The sequence below is a fragment of the Klebsiella sp. CSG-1 genome (assembly GCF_056521145.1).
The window spans coordinates 18,791-37,226 of record NZ_JBWNLD010000005.1; the positions used below are offsets into that span (position 1 = coordinate 18,791).

17 protein-coding genes are annotated in these 18,436 nt (G+C 52.7%); 16 read left to right on the forward strand and 1 reads right to left on the reverse strand.

The genetic code is table 11. The annotated features are described in order from the left end of the window. Nucleotides 1-276: 276 nt before the first annotated feature. The 9 genes from atpI to AC007G_RS13425 are packed head-to-tail and all read left to right on the forward strand — an operon-like array spanning nucleotide 277 to nucleotide 7,158. Nucleotides 277-657 carry a F0F1 ATP synthase subunit I gene (gene atpI, locus AC007G_RS13385; RefSeq protein ID WP_004869225.1) on the forward strand — a complete coding sequence of 127 codons (381 nt, stop codon included), beginning with the start codon at nucleotides 277-279 and terminating at the stop codon, nucleotides 655-657. An 8-nt stretch (nucleotides 658-665) separates the two neighbouring features. Further along, nucleotides 666-1,481 (forward strand): F0F1 ATP synthase subunit A, encoded by an 816-nt coding sequence (gene atpB / locus AC007G_RS13390; RefSeq protein ID WP_004869223.1) that lies wholly within the window; start codon nucleotides 666-668, stop codon nucleotides 1,479-1,481. Nucleotides 1,482-1,528: 47 nt separating this feature from the next. Then, complete coding sequence (gene atpE, locus AC007G_RS13395; protein WP_000429386.1) at nucleotides 1,529-1,768, forward strand: F0F1 ATP synthase subunit C; 240 nt, start codon at nucleotides 1,529-1,531, stop codon at nucleotides 1,766-1,768. Between the two features lie 54 nt (nucleotides 1,769-1,822). Continuing rightward, entirely contained in the window at nucleotides 1,823-2,293 is a 471-nt protein-coding gene (gene atpF, locus AC007G_RS13400) for a F0F1 ATP synthase subunit B (RefSeq protein WP_004869221.1), read from the forward strand. A 14-nt stretch (nucleotides 2,294-2,307) separates the two neighbouring features. After that, on the forward strand, nucleotides 2,308-2,841 hold the full coding sequence (gene atpH / locus AC007G_RS13405) for a F0F1 ATP synthase subunit delta (protein ID WP_004869220.1): 534 nt from the start codon (nucleotides 2,308-2,310) through the stop codon (nucleotides 2,839-2,841). Between the two features lie 12 nt (nucleotides 2,842-2,853). Beyond that, the gene (atpA, locus tag AC007G_RS13410) at nucleotides 2,854-4,395 is read left to right on the forward strand and encodes a F0F1 ATP synthase subunit alpha (RefSeq protein ID WP_004869219.1); all 1,542 of its coding nucleotides are present in this window, start codon (nucleotides 2,854-2,856) and stop codon (nucleotides 4,393-4,395) included. Between the two features lie 50 nt (nucleotides 4,396-4,445). Continuing rightward, a complete protein-coding gene (gene atpG, locus AC007G_RS13415) occupies nucleotides 4,446-5,309 on the forward strand; it encodes a F0F1 ATP synthase subunit gamma (RefSeq protein ID WP_004869218.1) in 864 nt (287 codons plus the stop codon). Between the two features lie 26 nt (nucleotides 5,310-5,335). Next, nucleotides 5,336-6,718 (forward strand): F0F1 ATP synthase subunit beta, encoded by a 1,383-nt coding sequence (atpD, locus tag AC007G_RS13420; protein ID WP_004869217.1) that lies wholly within the window; start codon nucleotides 5,336-5,338, stop codon nucleotides 6,716-6,718. A 20-nt stretch (nucleotides 6,719-6,738) separates the two neighbouring features. Beyond that, the gene (locus tag AC007G_RS13425) at nucleotides 6,739-7,158 is read left to right on the forward strand and encodes a F0F1 ATP synthase subunit epsilon (RefSeq protein WP_004869216.1); all 420 of its coding nucleotides are present in this window, start codon (nucleotides 6,739-6,741) and stop codon (nucleotides 7,156-7,158) included. A 420-nt stretch (nucleotides 7,159-7,578) separates the two neighbouring features. Here the strand turns inward: AC007G_RS13425 and AC007G_RS13430 are convergent, their stop codons facing one another. Next, entirely contained in the window at nucleotides 7,579-9,750 is a 2,172-nt protein-coding gene (locus tag AC007G_RS13430; RefSeq protein WP_142630226.1) for a right-handed parallel beta-helix repeat-containing protein, read from the reverse strand. 345 nt (nucleotides 9,751-10,095) lie between these two features. Between AC007G_RS13430 and glmU the strand changes: the two genes are divergently transcribed. The 7 genes from glmU to phoU all read left to right on the forward strand — a co-directional run bounded on the left by glmU (nucleotide 10,096) and on the right by phoU (nucleotide 18,431). Then, the gene (glmU, locus tag AC007G_RS13435; protein WP_032690157.1) at nucleotides 10,096-11,466 is read left to right on the forward strand and encodes a bifunctional UDP-N-acetylglucosamine diphosphorylase/glucosamine-1-phosphate N-acetyltransferase GlmU; all 1,371 of its coding nucleotides are present in this window, start codon (nucleotides 10,096-10,098) and stop codon (nucleotides 11,464-11,466) included. Nucleotides 11,467-11,653: 187 nt separating this feature from the next. After that, on the forward strand, nucleotides 11,654-13,483 hold the full coding sequence (glmS, locus tag AC007G_RS13440) for a glutamine--fructose-6-phosphate transaminase (isomerizing) (protein ID WP_032690158.1): 1,830 nt from the start codon (nucleotides 11,654-11,656) through the stop codon (nucleotides 13,481-13,483). A 340-nt stretch (nucleotides 13,484-13,823) separates the two neighbouring features. Next, nucleotides 13,824-14,864 (forward strand): phosphate ABC transporter substrate-binding protein PstS, encoded by a 1,041-nt coding sequence (pstS, locus tag AC007G_RS13445; protein ID WP_032690159.1) that lies wholly within the window; start codon nucleotides 13,824-13,826, stop codon nucleotides 14,862-14,864. 121 nt (nucleotides 14,865-14,985) lie between these two features. Further along, nucleotides 14,986-15,945: a phosphate ABC transporter permease PstC gene (pstC, locus tag AC007G_RS13450; RefSeq protein ID WP_004869204.1), complete on the forward strand. Its 960-nt coding sequence runs from the start codon at nucleotides 14,986-14,988 to the stop codon at nucleotides 15,943-15,945. Then, entirely contained in the window at nucleotides 15,945-16,835 is an 891-nt protein-coding gene (pstA, locus tag AC007G_RS13455; protein ID WP_032690160.1) for a phosphate ABC transporter permease PstA, read from the forward strand. Before pstC ends, pstA begins: the two co-directional genes overlap by 1 nt. A gap of 45 nt (nucleotides 16,836-16,880) precedes the next feature. Continuing rightward, complete coding sequence (pstB, locus tag AC007G_RS13460; protein ID WP_004869200.1) at nucleotides 16,881-17,654, forward strand: phosphate ABC transporter ATP-binding protein PstB; 774 nt, start codon at nucleotides 16,881-16,883, stop codon at nucleotides 17,652-17,654. A 51-nt stretch (nucleotides 17,655-17,705) separates the two neighbouring features. After that, the gene (gene phoU, locus AC007G_RS13465; RefSeq protein ID WP_004869199.1) at nucleotides 17,706-18,431 is read left to right on the forward strand and encodes a phosphate signaling complex protein PhoU; all 726 of its coding nucleotides are present in this window, start codon (nucleotides 17,706-17,708) and stop codon (nucleotides 18,429-18,431) included. The last annotated feature ends 5 nt before the right edge of the window (nucleotides 18,432-18,436 follow it).

Here is an 18,436-nt window from a genome sequence, read left to right on the forward strand (position 1 = left end):
CTCTAAAATGTTTAATATGTGATCTGGTGCACGCTTTAATCTCTGTGTTTTCTCAGTATTTGCAGTTTCGTATGACGGCTCACAGATTGGCAAAATGCAGGAAAAGTTGCCAGCTGGAAAATAATTAAACATTTATTCACTATTTTGCTACTTATTGTTTGAAATCACGGGGCGTCACCGTATAATTTGTCCGCTTTTTGATGCTTGACTCTTCGTCTTAAAGGACGTTTTATACGACACGCGACATACCTCGAAGGGAGCAGGAGTAAAAACGTGATGTCTGTGTCGCTCTTGAGTCGAAACGTTGCTCGTAAGCTTCTGTTTATTCAGTTACTGGCAGTAATAGCAAGTGGACTGCTGTTCAGCCTAAAAGACCCCTTCTGGGGCGTCTCCGCTGTATGTGGAGGTTTGGCGGTTGTTTTGCCAAACATGTTGTTTATGATTTTTGCCTGGCGTCATCAGGCGCATACACCATCTAAAGGCCGAGTGGCCTGGACCTTCGCCTTCGGCGAAGCTTTCAAGGTGTTGCTGACCTTTGCCCTCCTCGCGGTGGCGCTGGCTGTATTCAAAGTGGTATTCATGCCGCTGATAGTGACGTGGGTTTTGGTGCTGGTGGTACAAATTCTGGCACCAGCTGTAATTAACAACAAAGGGTAAAAGGCATCATGGCTGCAGAAAATATGACGCCGCAGGAATACATAGGCCACCATCTGAACAACCTTCAGCTGGACCTGCGTACTTTCTCGCTGGTGGATCCGCACAACCCCCCGGCCACCTTCTGGACGCTCAACATTGACTCCATGTTCTTCTCAGTGGTGCTCGGTCTGTTGTTCCTTACCATTTTCCGTAGCGTTGCGAAAAAAGCGACCAGCGGTGTTCCTGGTAAACTCCAGACGGCTATCGAGATGACCATTGGTTTCGTCCATGGCAGCGTCAAAGACATGTATCATGGCAAGAGCAAGCTGATTGCTCCGCTGGCCCTCACCGTGTTTGTCTGGGTATTCCTGATGAACCTGATGGACCTGCTGCCAATCGACCTGATTCCTTACATCGGCGAACACATTTTCGGCCTGCCTGCACTGCGCGTGGTTCCGTCTGCTGACGTGAACATCACCCTGTCGATGGCGCTTGGCGTGTTTATCCTGATTCTTTTCTACAGCATCAAAATGAAAGGCGTGGGTGGGTTCGTTAAAGAACTGACGCTGCAGCCGTTCAATCACTGGGCATTCATTCCTGTCAACTTAATCCTTGAAGGGGTAAGCCTGCTGTCCAAACCGGTTTCACTTGGTCTGCGACTGTTCGGCAACATGTATGCCGGTGAGCTGATTTTCATTCTGATTGCTGGTCTGCTGCCGTGGTGGTCACAGTGGGTTCTGAATGTGCCATGGGCCATTTTCCACATCCTGATTATTACGCTGCAAGCCTTCATCTTCATGGTTCTGACGATCGTCTATCTGTCGATGGCATCTGAAGAGCATTGATTTTTACCAACATACTACGTTTTTACTGAAACAAACTGGAGACTGTCATGGAAAACCTGAATATGGATCTGCTGTACATGGCTGCCGCTGTGATGATGGGTCTGGCGGCGATCGGTGCTGCGATCGGTATCGGCATCCTCGGGGGCAAATTCCTGGAAGGCGCAGCGCGTCAACCGGATCTGATTCCTCTGCTGCGTACTCAGTTCTTTATCGTTATGGGTCTGGTGGATGCTATCCCGATGATCGCTGTAGGTCTGGGTCTGTACGTGATGTTTGCTGTCGCGTAGTAAGTTGTTCGAAAGAAACCTAAGCCACAGAGTTAATTTAAGAGGTATTGTGCTGTGAACATGAACGCAACAATCCTCGGCCAGGCCATCGCGTTTGTTCTTTTCGTATGGTTCTGCATGAAGTACGTATGGCCGCCGTTAATGGCTGCCATCGAAAAACGTCAGAAAGAGATTTCTGACGGTTTGGCTTCTGCAGAACGCGCTAAGAAAGATTTGGACCTTGCACAGGCCAACGCGACCGACCAGCTGAAAAAAGCGAAAGCGGAAGCTCAGGTCATCATCGAGCAGGCGAACAAGCGTCGCTCTCAGATGCTGGACGAAGCTAAAGCTGAAGCAGAACAGGAACGCACCAAAATCGTCGCACAGGCGCAGGCTGAAATCGATGCCGAACGTAAACGTGCTCGCGAGGAGCTGCGTAAGCAGGTCGCAATCCTGGCTGTTGCTGGCGCCGAGAAGATCATCGAACGTTCCGTGGATGAAGCTGCTAACAGCGACATCGTGGACAAACTTGTCGCTGAACTGTAAGGAGGGAGGGGCTGATGTCTGAATTTGTAACGGTAGCTCGCCCCTACGCCAAAGCAGCTTTTGACTTTGCCGTCGAACACAAAAGTGTTGAACGCTGGCAGGATATGCTGGCGTTTGCCGCTGAAGTGACCAAAAACGAACAAATGGCAGAGCTTCTGTCCGGTGCTCTGGCGCCGGAAACGCTCTCTGACGCGTTCATTGCGGTATGCGGTGAGCAACTGGACGAAAATGGCCAGAACCTGATTCGGGTTATGGCTGAAAATGGTCGTCTGCAAGTGCTCCCGGATGTTCTTGAGCAATTCATTCACCTGCGCGCTGCCAGTGAGGCAACCGCAGAGGTCGATGTTATTTCTGCCTCCCAGTTGAGTGAAGCACAGCTTGAGAAGATCGTCGGCGCGATGGAAAAACGTCTGTCACGCAAAGTTAAGCTGAATTGCAAAATCGATAAGTCTGTTATGGCAGGTGTTATCATCCGTGCGGGTGATATGGTCATTGATGGTAGCGTACGCGGCCGTCTTGATCGCCTTGCAGACGTCTTGCAGTCTTAAGGGGACTGGAGCATGCAACTGAATTCCACCGAAATCAGCGAACTGATCAAGCAGCGCATTGCTCAGTTCAATGTGGTGAGCGAAGCTCACAACGAAGGTACTATTGTTTCCGTCAGTGACGGTGTTATCCGCATCCACGGCCTGGCCGATTGTATGCAGGGTGAGATGATTTCCCTGCCGGGTAACCGTTACGCTATCGCACTGAACCTGGAGCGCGACTCCGTAGGTGCAGTAGTAATGGGTCCGTACGCTGACCTCGCCGAAGGCATGAAGGTTAAATGTACTGGCCGTATCCTTGAAGTTCCGGTTGGCCGTGGCCTGCTGGGTCGCGTGGTGAACACCCTGGGTGCACCTATCGACGGTAAAGGTCCGGTTGAGCACGATGGCTTCTCGCCAATCGAAGTTATCGCTCCGGGCGTTATCGAACGTCAGTCCGTCGATCAGCCGGTACAGACCGGTTACAAATCCGTCGATGCCATGATTCCAATCGGCCGTGGCCAGCGTGAGCTGATCATCGGTGACCGTCAGACCGGTAAAACCGCGATGGCAATCGATGCGATCATCAACCAACGTGATTCCGGCATCAAGTGCGTGTACGTAGCTATTGGCCAGAAAGCGTCCACCATTTCTAACGTGGTACGTAAACTGGAAGAGCACGGCGCGCTGTCCAACACAATCGTTGTCGTGGCGACTGCTTCTGAATCTGCTGCACTGCAATACCTGGCGCCGTATGCCGGTTGCGCAATGGGCGAATACTTCCGTGACCGCGGTGAAGATGCGCTGATCGTTTACGATGACCTGTCTAAACAGGCCGTTGCTTACCGTCAGGTTTCCCTGCTGCTCCGTCGTCCGCCAGGACGTGAAGCATTCCCGGGCGACGTGTTCTACCTCCACTCCCGTCTGCTGGAGCGCGCATCCCGCGTTAACGCGGAATACGTTGAGAAATTCACCAAAGGTGAAGTCAAAGGTAAAACCGGCTCCCTGACCGCACTGCCGATTATCGAAACCCAGGCGGGTGACGTTTCTGCGTTCGTTCCGACCAACGTAATTTCCATTACCGATGGTCAGATCTTCCTGGAAACCAACCTGTTTAACTCCGGTATTCGTCCTGCGGTTAACCCGGGTATCTCCGTATCCCGTGTTGGTGGTGCTGCTCAGACCAAGATCATCAAGAAACTGTCCGGTGGTATCCGTACCGCGCTGGCACAGTATCGTGAACTGGCTGCGTTCTCTCAGTTCGCATCCGATCTGGATGAAGCAACCCGTAAACAGCTGAGCCATGGTCAGAAAGTAACCGAGCTGCTGAAACAGAAACAGTATGCACCGATGTCTGTAGCACAGCAGGGTCTGGTCCTGTTTGCTGCTGAACGCGGTTACCTCGAAGATGTGGAACTGGCGAAAATCGGTAGCTTCGAAGCCGCTCTGCTGGCTTACGTTGACCGTGACCACGCTCCGCTGATGCAAGAGATTAACCAGACCGGTGGCTATAACGACGAGATCGAAGGCAAGCTGAAAAGCATCCTCGACTCCTTTAAAGCAACCCAGTCCTGGTAAAGTCTGGCGGCTTGCCTTAGGGCAGGCCGCAAGGCATTGAGGAGAAGTTCATGGCCGGCGCAAAAGAGATACGTAGTAAGATCGCAAGCGTCCAGAACACGCAAAAGATCACTAAAGCGATGGAAATGGTCGCCGCTTCCAAAATGCGTAAATCGCAGGAGCGCATGGCGGCCAGCCGTCCTTATGCAGATACCATGCGCAAAGTGATTGGTCACCTTGCAAACGGTAATCTGGAATATAAGCACCCGTACCTGGAAGAACGCGACGTTAAACGCGTGGGCTACCTGGTGGTGTCGACCGACCGTGGTCTGTGCGGCGGCTTGAACATTAACCTGTTCAAGAAAGTGCTGGCAGATATGAAAGTATGGTCCGATAAAGGCGTTCAGTGCGACATCGCAATGATCGGCTCTAAAGGCGTATCTTTCTTTAGTTCCGTCGGTGGCAATATTGTCGCCCAGGTGACTGGCATGGGAGATAACCCATCGCTGTCCGAACTGATCGGCCCGGTAAAAGTGATGTTGCAGGCCTATGATGAAGGCCGTCTGGACAAGCTGTACGTTGTCAGCAACAAATTTATTAATACCATGTCCCAGACTCCGACCATCACTCAGCTGCTGCCGTTACCGGCATCAGAAGATGCTGAGCTGAAGCGTAAATCCTGGGATTATCTGTATGAGCCAGACCCGAAAGCGCTGCTGGATACCCTCCTGCGTCGTTATGTCGAGTCCCAGGTTTATCAGGGCGTGGTAGAAAACCTGGCCAGCGAGCAGGCCGCACGTATGGTGGCGATGAAAGCCGCAACCGATAATGGCGGCAGCCTGATTAAAGAGCTGCAGTTGGTATACAACAAAGCTCGTCAGGCCAGCATTACTCAGGAACTCACCGAGATCGTCGGTGGTGCATCCGCGGTATAACCAGGTTAATTCGTAGAGGATTCAAGATGGCTACTGGAAAAATTGTCCAGGTAATCGGCGCCGTGGTTGACGTCGAATTCCCTCAGGATGCCGTACCGCGCGTGTACGATGCTCTTGAGGTACAGAATGGTAATGAGAGCCTGGTGCTGGAAGTTCAGCAGCAGCTCGGCGGTGGTATCGTACGTGCTATCGCCATGGGTTCTTCTGACGGTCTGCGTCGTGGTCTGGAAGTTAAAGACCTTGAGCACCCGATCGAAGTCCCGGTTGGTAAAGCAACGCTGGGTCGTATCATGAACGTGCTGGGTCAGCCGATCGATATGAAAGGCGACATCGGCGAAGAAGAGCGTTGGGCTATTCACCGCGCAGCTCCGTCTTATGAAGAGCTGTCCAGTTCTCAGGAACTGCTGGAAACCGGCATCAAAGTTATCGACCTGATGTGTCCGTTCGCTAAGGGCGGTAAAGTAGGTCTGTTCGGTGGTGCGGGCGTAGGTAAAACCGTAAACATGATGGAGCTGATCCGTAACATCGCGATCGAGCACTCCGGTTACTCCGTGTTTGCGGGCGTCGGTGAACGTACTCGTGAGGGTAACGACTTCTACCACGAAATGACCGACTCCAACGTTCTGGATAAAGTATCCCTGGTTTATGGCCAGATGAACGAGCCGCCGGGAAACCGTCTGCGCGTTGCTCTGACCGGCCTGACCATGGCTGAGAAATTCCGTGACGAAGGTCGTGACGTTCTGCTGTTCGTCGATAACATTTATCGTTATACCCTGGCCGGTACTGAAGTATCCGCACTGCTGGGTCGTATGCCTTCAGCGGTAGGTTATCAGCCGACCCTGGCGGAAGAGATGGGTGTTCTGCAGGAACGTATCACCTCCACCAAAACCGGTTCTATCACTTCCGTACAGGCCGTATACGTCCCTGCGGATGACTTGACTGACCCGTCACCAGCCACCACCTTTGCTCACCTTGATGCAACCGTGGTACTGAGCCGTCAGATTGCGTCTCTGGGTATCTACCCGGCCGTTGACCCGCTGGACTCCACCAGCCGTCAGCTGGATCCGCTGGTTGTGGGTCAGGAACACTACGACACCGCACGTGGCGTACAGTCCCTGCTGCAACGTTATCAGGAACTGAAAGACATCATCGCCATCCTCGGTATGGATGAACTGTCTGAAGAAGACAAACTGGTGGTAGCTCGCGCACGTAAGATTCAGCGCTTCCTGTCCCAGCCGTTCTTCGTGGCAGAAGTATTTACCGGTTCTCCGGGCAAGTACGTCTCCCTGAAAGACACCATCCGTGGCTTTAAAGGCATCATGGAAGGCGAATACGATCACCTGCCAGAGCAGGCGTTCTACATGGTCGGTTCTATCGACGAAGCCGTGGAAAAAGCCAAAAAACTTTAACGCCTTAATCGGAGGGTGATATGGCAATGACTTACCACCTGGACGTCGTCAGCGCGGAGCAACAAATGTTCTCCGGTCTGGTCGAGAAAATCCAGGTAACGGGTAGTGAAGGTGAACTGGGTATTTACCCGGGTCACGCACCGCTGCTCACCGCCATTAAGCCTGGTATGATTCGCATCGTTAAACAGCACGGTCATGAAGAGTTTATCTATCTGTCCGGCGGCATTCTTGAAGTGCAGCCTGGTAGCGTGACCGTTCTGGCTGATACGGCAATTCGTGGCCAGGATCTCGACGAAGCGCGAGCCCTGGAATCGAAGCGTAAAGCGGAAGAGCACATTAACAGCTCTCACGGCGACGTGGATTACGCTCAGGCGTCCGCGGAACTGGCCAAAGCGATCGCCAAACTGCGCGTTATCGAGTTGACCAAAAAAGCGATGTAACACCGGCTTGAAAGTTAAAAAGCCAGTCTGGTTTCCAGGCTGGCTTTTTTTATGGCTTCGTTTCATATTTATCAAAACTAAAATGGCATTTTAATTTTTTGTGACGAGCATCTCATTTCTGTTGATCGGTTAAAAAATGAAGCGTAGACTTGTTTTTGTGATGTGAGTCACAAAACAAATCTACCAGAACACATTCTTTATCCAGGAAGTCATCATGAAACTGCTTAACAAAATCATCGCTTTCTTCAGTGCTATGAACGTCACTTTCGGTACCTTCAATCACTAAGTCGCCAACTTCTCTGCATTTGCGCTGTACCGCTAACGAAAACGACAACACATGCGGTGTGAAGCAGAACGAAAAAGGTCGCCCGAGGGCGGCCTTTGTGTTTTCTCTGCCGGATAAAGCGCAAGACGCCCTTGCTATCGACGGTTGAGAAAGTCTCCGGTAGCAAAACTGCCATCGGCATGACGCAGCAGCGGATCCGGTAGCGCCAGGGTTTGATAATCGGCGCTCAGAATGGTCTTCCCCTCCGCATTGACGCTTTTCCCGCCGCGAATAAAGTAGTTGTTATCTTTAATATTCCCGACAACGGCATCATCATATTTTCCGGGCTGGCTGCGCAGTGACAGGTTGTCGCTGAAATCGCCTTGAGTCTCTGGCTTACCGTATGGGCTGGGGCGGAAGAGATAGTTAAAGCGCTGGTTATCTATCGCGACGTTATTGACCACTACCAGCTTGCCGGGATTGAAATTATCGGTAAACCCATCCAGATGGTTACCGATAGCAATGCTGTTACGTATTTCGTGGGCAACCGGCTGCCCTTCCCCGCCGAGTTTAAAACCGTTACTGGTGTTATTGCGTGCAATTGAATTCTCGATCACCACAACGCCATTGGCGCCGTCTTCGATTTTGTTAAACAGGTCGAATCCGTCATCGATATTGTCGTGTGAGTAGCAACCTTCCAGACGATTACCTTCCCCTACCCGCATTTTTACCGCGAAACCATCGGCGTTAATCTTACCGGGATCCTCATTGCCGTAGGATTCTGAGTTCACGACCCGATTGTAGCTGGCCCATAGTGGGCGACCTGTTTTGTCCGGGGAGGATATCTGGATCCCGGTATCCTCGTTTTTGTAGGCCGTGACGTTCTCGATCAGGTTATGGCTACCCTGTATGCGCAGGCTTTTGTCTGTTATCGAGATGCCATTGATATGCCAGTAGTTGGCATCCAGCAGCAGGCCATGAATAACCACCTTGCCGTTGGCCTGCAGCGTTTTTACCTTTTCTCTGAGCCCGCTGGCCTGAAGCGGAATCACCGTTTGCGGATAATCCCCGGCGGCTAAGATAATCTTTCCGCCCGGAGGCAACAAATCGACCGCGGTGGAGAGATCGAGCGGAGAATCCAGCGTCCCTTTCGCGTCAGACTGCCCCTCAGGGGAGACATGCAGCGTGTTCCCTTCAACACGCTGGTTGCGTTCAACCGTCAGGCTTTGCGTAATGGGTTTTTGGCCGCTGGCGGGGGTAAAAACAATTTCAAAGGTATTTTTCTCTTTGAGCGTCGCGGGTTGAGTAAACATCTCACCGGCTTTGACCTTTTTATTCATCCCAATCGTCACCTCATCCTGACGAACAGTGAAATCGCCATCGTCACTGGCCCGGGCCTGCAATACGTAATCTGCGCTCTGGCTTTGTACGCCTGAGGCGATTTGCATCACCACCGGCCAGGTTTTGGCAACATAGGGCTGCGAAGCAACGATATTCGCCGGGGATGTCACCAGAGATGCATGGCTGACGGTGATTTTGGCGTTACGAGAAGCAAAAAAGCCAACGTAGTAATTGTCTTTATCCTGTTGCGTGATCAGATCGGCATGAGGCACTTTTTGACTCACCCACTTATCGCTGCCGACGGGCGCCCATGATGTGACAAATCCCTCGTTGGTACGTTCGAGTCTGAGCTGGAAGTCCGGTGTCTGCTTAAGATCGATATTCTCTTTATAACTCAGCCGGTTGATAGTCGAACCTGCGTTTCCCCACGGTTGCGCGATCCCTTCCCGGGTAATGGCCTGGAGTTTGACGCGCGAGCGATCTTTTTTATCCTGGGTCATAATCGCGTTCATGACCATATTGGATGCTGCCGGAAACTCTTCGTAGCCAACCACTAAAGGCTGCTGCCGCGGATGGCCGATGACATCGCGAACCAGCAGCCCTGCGCCCTCCTGTGCTGCCGGAAGGGCGCCATTTTCCGGACCAAATTGATCCACCGTCACCGTGGCCTGCAGGATGAAATTCTGTCGGGCCGGTAGTTCAGTATAAAAGAAGGTCAGACCGTCGTGCGAGTTGGCTATTTTTCCGCCCCGACTCTCAATGGTGACAGGAGCCTGGAGATTGGCAACATCCTGCGGAGCCAGTTTTTTTCCTGCTATCGTTACATCGTTAACGCCGATCTTTTCCGGCAGTACGTTGGAGGAAAAATTCACGTCAGTTGATTGACCAAAAGCGATGCCTCGCCAGACATGCTGCTCGTCAGCCTGCAGCGGTAATGCGATAATTGTGCTGCAAAGGGCTAATGCCAAAGGTATTTTTTTATTCATTTTTGTCTCCTGGGTAATTATTGAGCAGCATTATCATAATAATGAAATGGTGTTTCTATTTGTTGCGTCACAATTAACGAATATTGAAACTGTGTTTTATTTTATTACCTTGCTTTATTCAGGTGTCAAAAAAACAGGAAAAGCAGTGAGATAGCAGGGATTTATCTCCCTTATGCGCGTTTTTAGGAGATAAACTTATTTGCAGCGGTGAAAAAGAGCACCATAAAATGGTGTATATCGTTGAGCCAGAGCGTTTTATCCTCGTCTCGTTTCATGATGAAAAATATGTAGATATTTCAACGTGAAAGGCTTTTACTTTTCGTTCTAATTGTTGTCAGGATGCGTATGTCAAACAGTGCGATGAGCGTGGTTATCCTTGCCGCAGGCAAAGGGACCCGCATGTATTCCGATCTTCCTAAGGTGCTGCACTCCCTGGCCGGGAAGCCAATGGTGCAGCATGTTATTGATGCGACTAAAGATCTCGGTGCTTCGGCCGTACATCTGGTGTACGGGCACGGTGGCGATCTACTGCGCCAGACGCTGCATGAAGATAATCTTAACTGGGTCTTGCAAGCTGAACAGCTCGGTACCGGCCATGCCATGCAACAGGCGGCACCGTTCTTCCATGATGATGAAGACATCATGATGCTGTACGGCGATGTTCCGCTGATTTCCGTTGATACGCTACAACGCCTGCGCGCGGCGAAGCCACAGGGCGGCATTGGCCTGCTGACGGTGAAGCTGGACGATCCGAGCGGATATGGTCGCATTACGCGTGAAAACGGTCAGGTTACCGGCATCGTGGAGCATAAAGATGCCAGCGATACGCAGCGTCAGATTCAGGAAATTAACACCGGTATTTTGATCGCTGGTGGGGCGGATTTAAAACGCTGGCTGGCGAAGCTGACGAACAACAATGTGCAGGGTGAATACTACATCACCGATATTATCGCCATGGCGTATCAGGAAGGGCGTGAAATCGTTGCCGTTCATCCGCAGCGCTTAAGCGAAGTTGAAGGGGTAAACAACCGCCTGCAGCTGTCGCGTCTGGAGCGCGTTTATCAATCCGAACAGGCGGAAAAACTGCTGCTGGCAGGCGTGATGCTGCGCGATCCGGCGCGTTTTGATCTCCGCGGTACCCTGAAACATGGGCGCGATGTGGAGATTGATACTAACGTTATCCTCGAAGGCAACGTGGTTCTGGGTGAACGTGTGAAGATCGGCGCCGGCTGCGTGATCAAAAACAGCACCATTGGCGATGACTGTGAGATCAGCCCGTATTCGGTTGTGGAAGATGCTCATCTGCAGGCTGCCTGCACCATCGGTCCGTTCGCGCGCCTGCGTCCTGGCGCCGAACTGCTGGAAGGCGCGCATGTTGGCAACTTCGTAGAAATGAAAAAAGCGCGGCTGGGTAAAGGCTCGAAGGCAGGGCATCTTTCCTACCTCGGCGACGCGGAAATCGGCGACAACGTGAATATCGGCGCCGGTACCATTACCTGTAACTACGATGGTGCAAATAAATTCAAAACCATTATCGGCGACGATGTGTTTGTCGGTTCCGACACTCAGCTGGTGGCGCCGGTGACCGTGGGTAACGGCGTCACGATTGCCGCCGGTACGACGGTCACGCGCGATATTGCCGACAACGAACTGGTTTTAAGCCGTGTGCCGCAGGTCCATAAACAGGGCTGGCAGCGTCCGGTGAAGAAGACGTAATGTTTGGATTGTCGCCGGGGGGGAAACCGCCCGGCGAACCAGGATGAGAGGATCAATATAGGTCCCCGTCCGCAGGCAGTACCATAAAAATAACCCCACTCTCTACAAGGCTCGGGGCGCCCGTAACGCGGGCAAATACAGGTCAGCGACAACGCATGGCATAACGCCATTATCAGGAAATTTAACTATGTGTGGAATTGTTGGCGCAGTCGCGCAGCGTGATATTGCTGAAATCCTTCTCGAAGGTTTACGTCGTCTGGAATACCGTGGATATGACTCTGCCGGTCTGGCAGTGGTTGATAACGCAGGGCATATGTCCCGCGTTCGTCGTCTCGGTAAAGTCCAGATGCTGGCTCAGGCGGTAGAAGAGCACCCGTTACACGGTGGTACGGGGATTGCCCATACCCGCTGGGCAACGCACGGTGAGCCGTCTGAAGGTAACGCGCATCCGCATGTTTCTGAACACATTGTGGTGGTCCATAACGGTATCATCGAAAACCACGAACCGCTGCGCGAAGAGCTGAAAGCGCGTGGTTACACCTTCGTCTCTGAAACTGACACCGAAGTGATTGCTCACCTGGTGCACTGGGAGCTGGAGCAGGGCGGCACGCTGCGTGAAGCGGTACTGCGAGCCATTCCTCAGCTTCGCGGCGCCTACGGTACGGTGATCATGGATTCCCGTGACCCGTCAACGCTGCTGGCAGCGCGTTCCGGTAGCCCGATGGTTATCGGTCTGGGTATGGGGGAAAACTTTATTGCCTCCGATCAGCTGGCTCTGCTGCCGGTTACCCGTCGCTTTATCTTCCTCGAAGAAGGCGATATCGCGGAAGTGACTCGCCGCAGCGTGACCGTATTCGATACCAAAGGCGTGCAGGTGAAACGTCAGGAGATCGAATCTAATCTGCAGTACGACGCAGGCGACAAAGGCACCTACCGTCACTACATGCAAAAAGAGATTTACGAACAGCCGAATGCGATCAAAAACACCCTCACCGGGCGCATCAGCCATGGCGAAGTGGATCTCAGCGAGCTGGGCACGCATGCGAATGAAATGTTGTCTCAGGTTGAACATATCCAGATCGTAGCCTGCGGCACCTCGTATAACTCCGGCATGGTTTCTCGCTACTGGTTTGAAGCGCTGGCGGGCGTGCCGTGCGATGTGGAAATCGCCTCTGAATTCCGCTATCGCAAATCGGCGGTGCGTCGCAACAGCCTGATGATCACGCTTTCCCAGTCCGGTGAAACCGCGGATACGCTGGCCGCGCTGCGTCTGTCAAAAGAGCTGGGCTACCTCGGATCGCTGGCTATTTGTAACGTGGCGAGTTCTTCTCTGGTCCGCGAGTCCGATTTGTCGCTGATGACCAAAGCGGGCACTGAGATCGGCGTGGCCTCGACCAAAGCCTTTACCACTCAGCTGACCGTATTGCTGCTGCTGGTGGCAAAACTGGCGCGCCTTAAAGGTCTGGATGCCGCCGTTGAGCATGATATCGTTCATGGGCTGCAGGCGTTGCCGAACCGTATTGAGCAGATGCTGTCGCAGGATAAGCGTATTGAAGCGCTGGCCGAGAACTTCTCCGATAAGCACCATGCGCTGTTCCTTGGCCGTGGCGATCAGTATCCGATCGCGCTGGAAGGGGCGCTGAAGCTGAAAGAGATCTCTTATATCCACGCGGAAGCCTATGCGGCCGGTGAGCTGAAGCACGGTCCTCTGGCCCTGATTGACGCTGAAATGCCGGTGATCGTCGTTGCGCCGAATAACGAATTGCTGGAGAAGCTGAAATCCAACATTGAAGAAGTTCGCGCGCGTGGCGGCCAGCTGTATGTCTTCGCCGATGGCGAGGCGGGTTTCAACAGCAGCGACAATATGCACATTATTGAAATGCCGCATGTTGAAGAGGTGATTGCGCCGATCTTCTACACCGTGCCACTGCAGCTGCTGGCCTATCACGTTGCGCTGATTAAAGGCACTGACGTCGACCAGCCGCGTAACCTGGCGAAATCGGTCACCGTAGAATAAGCCAACACGCATCAGACAAAGGGCTGCCATCCGGCGGCCCTTTTTTTATTTCCGGCGATCGTTTTTCAGTGCTCTGGTGAAAAATGCCGCTGCGCGGGTTTATGACAAACCGTCATCTTCGACTACGATTTTAAGTGTCATAAAAAGAAAATTTTTCTGCAATCTTACGGTCACTTAAATAATTAACAGTATGATTTATATTGTTTTTATTTTCACCAGTCGGCTGTCTTTTTGAGTGTCATAAAACTGTAATAATTCGTACATTTTACTGTCACCTCTTTGTCCTATTTTGCTCACCATAGCCTCGAAACAACGATTTACGAATCCAGCAGGAGACATTATGAACGTTATGCGTACCACCGTCGCAACAGTTGTCGCCGCGACCTTATCGATGAGCGCTTTCTCTGCATTTGCAGCTGCAAGCCTGACTGGCGCGGGCGCAACTTTCCCTGCACCGGTGTATGCCAAATGGGCTGATACCTATCAGAAAGAAACCGGCAATAAAGTGAACTACCAGGGTATTGGCTCTTCCGGTGGTGTAAAACAAATTATTGCTAACACCGTCGATTTCGGTGCTTCTGATGCTCCTCTGGCCGATGACAAACTGGCTCAGGAAGGCCTGTTCCAGTTCCCGACCGTGATCGGTGGCGTGGTTCTGGCAATCAACCTGCCTGGCGTGAAGTCGGGTGAGCTGGTTCTGGACGGTAAAACTCTGGGTGATATCTACCTGGGCAAAATTAAAAAGTGGGATGACGAAGCGATCGCTAAACTCAACCCGGGTATGAAGCTGCCGTCTCAGAATATCGCCGTGGTTCGTCGCGCCGATGGTTCCGGTACTTCCTTCGTGTTCACCAGCTACCTGGCGAAAGTGAACGAAGAGTGGAAATCTAAGATTGGCGCGGGTTCTACCGTTAACTGGCCGACCGGTCTGGGCGGTAAAGGTAACGACGGCATCGCCGCTTTCGTTCAACGTCTGCCGGGCTCCATTGGCTACGTAGAATACGCGTATGCGAAGCAGAACAACCTGGCCTACACCAAACTGCTTTCCGCAGATGGCAAGCCGGTCAGCCCGACGGAAGATAACTTCGCTAACGCGGCTAAAGGTATCGACTGGAGCAAATCCTTCGCACAGGATCTGACTAACCAGAAAGGTGAGAATGCATGGCCGATCACCTCAACCACCTTTATCCTGGTACACAAAGCCACGACCAAACCAGAACAGACTGCTGAAGTGCTGAAGTTCTTCGATTGGGCGTACAAAAATGGCAGTAAAGAAGCCAACGCACTGGATTACGCAACGCTGCCGGAAAGCGTGGTTGAGCAGGTTCGCGCTGCATGGAAAACCAACGTGAAAGACAGCAGCGGTAAAGCGCTGTACTAAATACCGCCAGACTTTAAGCTGTCCGCCAGTGGCAGCTTAAAGGATGATGTGTATAGCATTACCTTTGCCCGAAAGGTCAGTAAAATACTGGCCTTTCGGGCCCGAACTTAAAGAGTAATCTATGGCTGCAACCAAGCCGGCATTTAACCCTCCGGGGAAAAAGGGTGACATAATTTTCGGCGTGCTGGTCAAACTGGCTGCGCTGATTGTGCTATTGATGCTGGGCGGCATCATCGTTTCCCTCATCATCTCTTCATGGCCAAGCATTCAGAAGTTTGGTTTTTCCTTTTTGTGGACCAAAGAGTGGGATGCGCCCAACGAAATTTTCGGTGCGCTGGTGCCTATCTATGGCACGCTGGTGACCTCATTTATTGCGTTGCTGATCGCCGTTCCGGTGAGCTTTGGTATCGCGCTGTTCCTGACGGAGCTCTCCCCTGCCTGGCTGAAACGCCCTCTTGGTATCGCCATTGAACTGTTGGCGGCCATCCCAAGTATCGTTTACGGCATGTGGGGCCTGTTTATCTTTGCTCCGCTGTTTGCTACCTACTTTCAGGAGCCGGTGGGCAACGTCCTGTCGACGATTCCGTTTGTCGGGGCGCTGTTTGCCGGTCCGGCATTTGGTATCGGTATTCTGGCGGCGGGCGTTATTCTGGCCATCATGATTATTCCGTACATCGCCGCCGTCATGCGCGATGTGTTTGAACAAACGCCGGTGATGATGAAAGAGTCGGCCTACGGTATCGGCTGTACGACCTGGGAGGTTATCTGGCGTATCGTCCTGCCATTTACCAAGAACGGGGTTATCGGCGGCGTGATGCTCGGTCTGGGGCGCGCGCTGGGGGAAACCATGGCGGTGACCTTCATTATCGGCAACACCTACCAGCTGGATAGCGTTTCACTGTATATGCCGGGGAACAGTATTACTTCCGCCCTGGCGAATGAGTTTGCCGAAGCGGAAACCGGGCTGCATGTGGCGGCGCTGATGGAGCTGGGGCTGATTCTGTTTGTGATTACCTTTATTGTTCTGGCCGCATCGAAGTTTATGGTGATGCGTCTGGCGAAGAGTGAGGGGGCGCGCTAATGGCAACGATTGAATTGCAAACCAGCACAGAGCTGGCTGAATCGCGTCGTAAGATGCAGGCTAAACGCCGGCTGAAAAACCGTATCGCCCTGACCCTGTCAATGGGAACCATGGTCTTCGGGCTGTTCTGGCTTATCTGGATCCTGATGTCCACCGTGACCCGCGGTATTGATGGCATGAGTCTGGCGCTGTTTACCGAAATGACGCCGCCGCCGAACACCGCGGGCGGTGGTCTGGCGAATGCCCTGGCGGGCAGCGGCCTGCTGATCCTGTGGTCGACGGTTTTCGGTACGCCGCTAGGCATTATGGCGGGTATCTATCTGGCGGAATACGGGCGTAAGTCTGTGCTGGCGGAAGTGATCCGGTTTATTAACGATATCCTGCTTTCCGCGCCGTCCATCGTCGTGGGTCTGTTCGTCTACACCATCGTGGTTGCGCAGATGCAGCACTTCTCCGGCTGGGCTGGGGTTATCGCCCTGGCGTTGCTGCAGGTGCCTATCGTGATTCGTACCACCGAGAATATGCTGAAACTGGTGCCGGACAGCCTGCGTGAAGCGGCCTATGCGCTGGGTACGCCGAAGTGGAAAATGATTTCTGCCATCACCCTGAAGGCCTCGGTGTCCGGCATCATGACGGGGATCCTGCTGGCTATCGCGCGTATCGCCGGTGAAACGGCGCCGCTGCTGTTCACTGCGCTCTCCAACCAGTTCTGGAGCACCGATATGATGCAGCCGATTGCCAACCTGCCGGTGACCATTTTCAAATTTGCCATGAGTCCGTTCGCGGAGTGGCAGCAACTGGCATGGGCCGGGGTACTGCTTATCACCCTGTGCGTATTGCTGCTGAACATTCTGGCGCGCGTGGTTTTCGCGAAGAATAAACACGGTTAATTTTTGCGGCGCGGCGAAATGCGGCGCCGAATGAGGAAGAGATTGATGAGTATGGCGAATGCGACCCCGGGTAAACTTTCAGTTCGTAACCTGAACTTCTACTACGGAAAATTCCATGCCCTGAAAAATATCAACCTGGATATCACCAAAAACCAGGTTACGGCGTTTATCGGCCCGTCAGGCTGCGGTAAGTCGACCCTGCTGCGGACATTCAACAAGATGTTCGAGCTCTACCCGGAGCAGCGTGCGGAAGGCGAAATCCTGCTGGATGGCGATAATATTCTGACCAATACTCAGGATATCGCTCTGCTGCGTGCCAAAGTCGGTATGGTTTTCCAGAAGCCGACGCCGTTCCCGATGTCGATTTATGACAATATCGCCTTTGGCGTTCGCCTGTTTGAAAAGCTGTCGCGTGCCGATATGGACGAGCGCGTGCAGTGGGCCTTGACCAAAGCCGCATTATGGAACGAAACCAAAGATAAACTGCATCAGAGCGGATATTCTCTCTCCGGCGGTCAGCAGCAGCGTCTGTGCATCGCGCGCGGTATCGCGATTCGTCCGGAAGTGCTGTTACTGGATGAACCGTGTTCAGCGCTGGACCCGATCTCCACCGGGCGCATTGAAGAGCTGATCACCGAACTGAAACAGGACTACACCGTCGTTATCGTTACCCACAACATGCAGCAGGCTGCGCGTTGTTCAGACCATACGGCATTTATGTATCTTGGCGAGCTGATTGAATTCAGTAACACGGACGATCTGTTTACCAAGCCCGCGAAGAAACAAACTGAAGATTATATTACTGGCCGCTACGGTTGATTGCCCTTCTGCTTTCACAGGATCTAACCCGTTGGGCATTCAGGAGACACCATGGACAACCTAAATCTTAACAAACATATTTCTGGCCAGTTCAATGCAGAACTGGAGTATATCCGCACTCAGGTGTTGACCATGGGTGGGCTGGTGGAACAGCAGCTGTCTGATGCCATCACCGCGATGCACAATCAGGACAGCGATCTGGCAAAACGCGTGATTGACGGCGATAAGCAGGTCAACATGATGGAAGTGGCCATTGATGAAGCCTGCGTGCGTATCATCGCCAAGCGTCAGCCAACCGCCAGCGATCTGCGTTTAGTCATGGCAATTATCAAGACTATAGCCGAGCTGGAACGTATCGGTGACGTGGCGGATAAAATTTGCCGTACCGCGCTGGAGAAGTTCTCCCAGCAGCACCAGCCGCTGCTGGTGAGCCTGGAATCGCTGGGGCGTCATACCGTGCAGATGCTGCATGACGTGCTGGATGCCTTTGCTCGCATGGATCTCGATGAGGCGGTGCGTATCTATCGCGAAGATAAGAAGGTGGATCAGGAATATGAGGGCATCGTGCGTCAGCTGATGACCTATATGATGGAAGATTCACGTACGATTCCAAGCGTGCTGACCGCACTGTTCTGCGCCCGTTCTATCGAGCGTATCGGCGACCGCTGCCAGAATATTTGCGAATATATTTTCTACTTCGTCAAAGGCCAGGATTTCCGCCACGTTGGTGGCGATGAGCTGGATAAGCTGCTGGCGGGTAAAGACCCGAAAGAGTGATCCGC

Coding starts and splice junctions, on each gene's coding strand:
- atpI (WP_004869225.1), top strand. CDS start 277: ATGTCTGTGTCGCTCTTGAGTCGAAACGTTGCTCGTAAGCTTCTGTTT.
- pstS (WP_032690159.1), top strand. CDS start 13,824: ATGAACGTTATGCGTACCACCGTCGCAACAGTTGTCGCCGCGACCTTA.
- atpD (WP_004869217.1), top strand. CDS start 5,336: ATGGCTACTGGAAAAATTGTCCAGGTAATCGGCGCCGTGGTTGACGTC.
- phoU (WP_004869199.1), top strand. CDS start 17,706: ATGGACAACCTAAATCTTAACAAACATATTTCTGGCCAGTTCAATGCA.
- pstC (WP_004869204.1), top strand. CDS start 14,986: ATGGCTGCAACCAAGCCGGCATTTAACCCTCCGGGGAAAAAGGGTGAC.
- glmS (WP_032690158.1), top strand. CDS start 11,654: ATGTGTGGAATTGTTGGCGCAGTCGCGCAGCGTGATATTGCTGAAATC.
- glmU (WP_032690157.1), top strand. CDS start 10,096: ATGTCAAACAGTGCGATGAGCGTGGTTATCCTTGCCGCAGGCAAAGGG.
- atpG (WP_004869218.1), top strand. CDS start 4,446: ATGGCCGGCGCAAAAGAGATACGTAGTAAGATCGCAAGCGTCCAGAAC.
- atpB (WP_004869223.1), top strand. CDS start 666: ATGGCTGCAGAAAATATGACGCCGCAGGAATACATAGGCCACCATCTG.
- AC007G_RS13430 (WP_142630226.1), bottom strand. CDS start 9,750: ATGAATAAAAAAATACCTTTGGCATTAGCCCTTTGCAGCACAATTATC.
- atpH (WP_004869220.1), top strand. CDS start 2,308: ATGTCTGAATTTGTAACGGTAGCTCGCCCCTACGCCAAAGCAGCTTTT.
- AC007G_RS13425 (WP_004869216.1), top strand. CDS start 6,739: ATGGCAATGACTTACCACCTGGACGTCGTCAGCGCGGAGCAACAAATG.
- atpA (WP_004869219.1), top strand. CDS start 2,854: ATGCAACTGAATTCCACCGAAATCAGCGAACTGATCAAGCAGCGCATT.
- atpE (WP_000429386.1), top strand. CDS start 1,529: ATGGAAAACCTGAATATGGATCTGCTGTACATGGCTGCCGCTGTGATG.
- pstB (WP_004869200.1), top strand. CDS start 16,881: ATGAGTATGGCGAATGCGACCCCGGGTAAACTTTCAGTTCGTAACCTG.
- pstA (WP_032690160.1), top strand. CDS start 15,945: ATGGCAACGATTGAATTGCAAACCAGCACAGAGCTGGCTGAATCGCGT.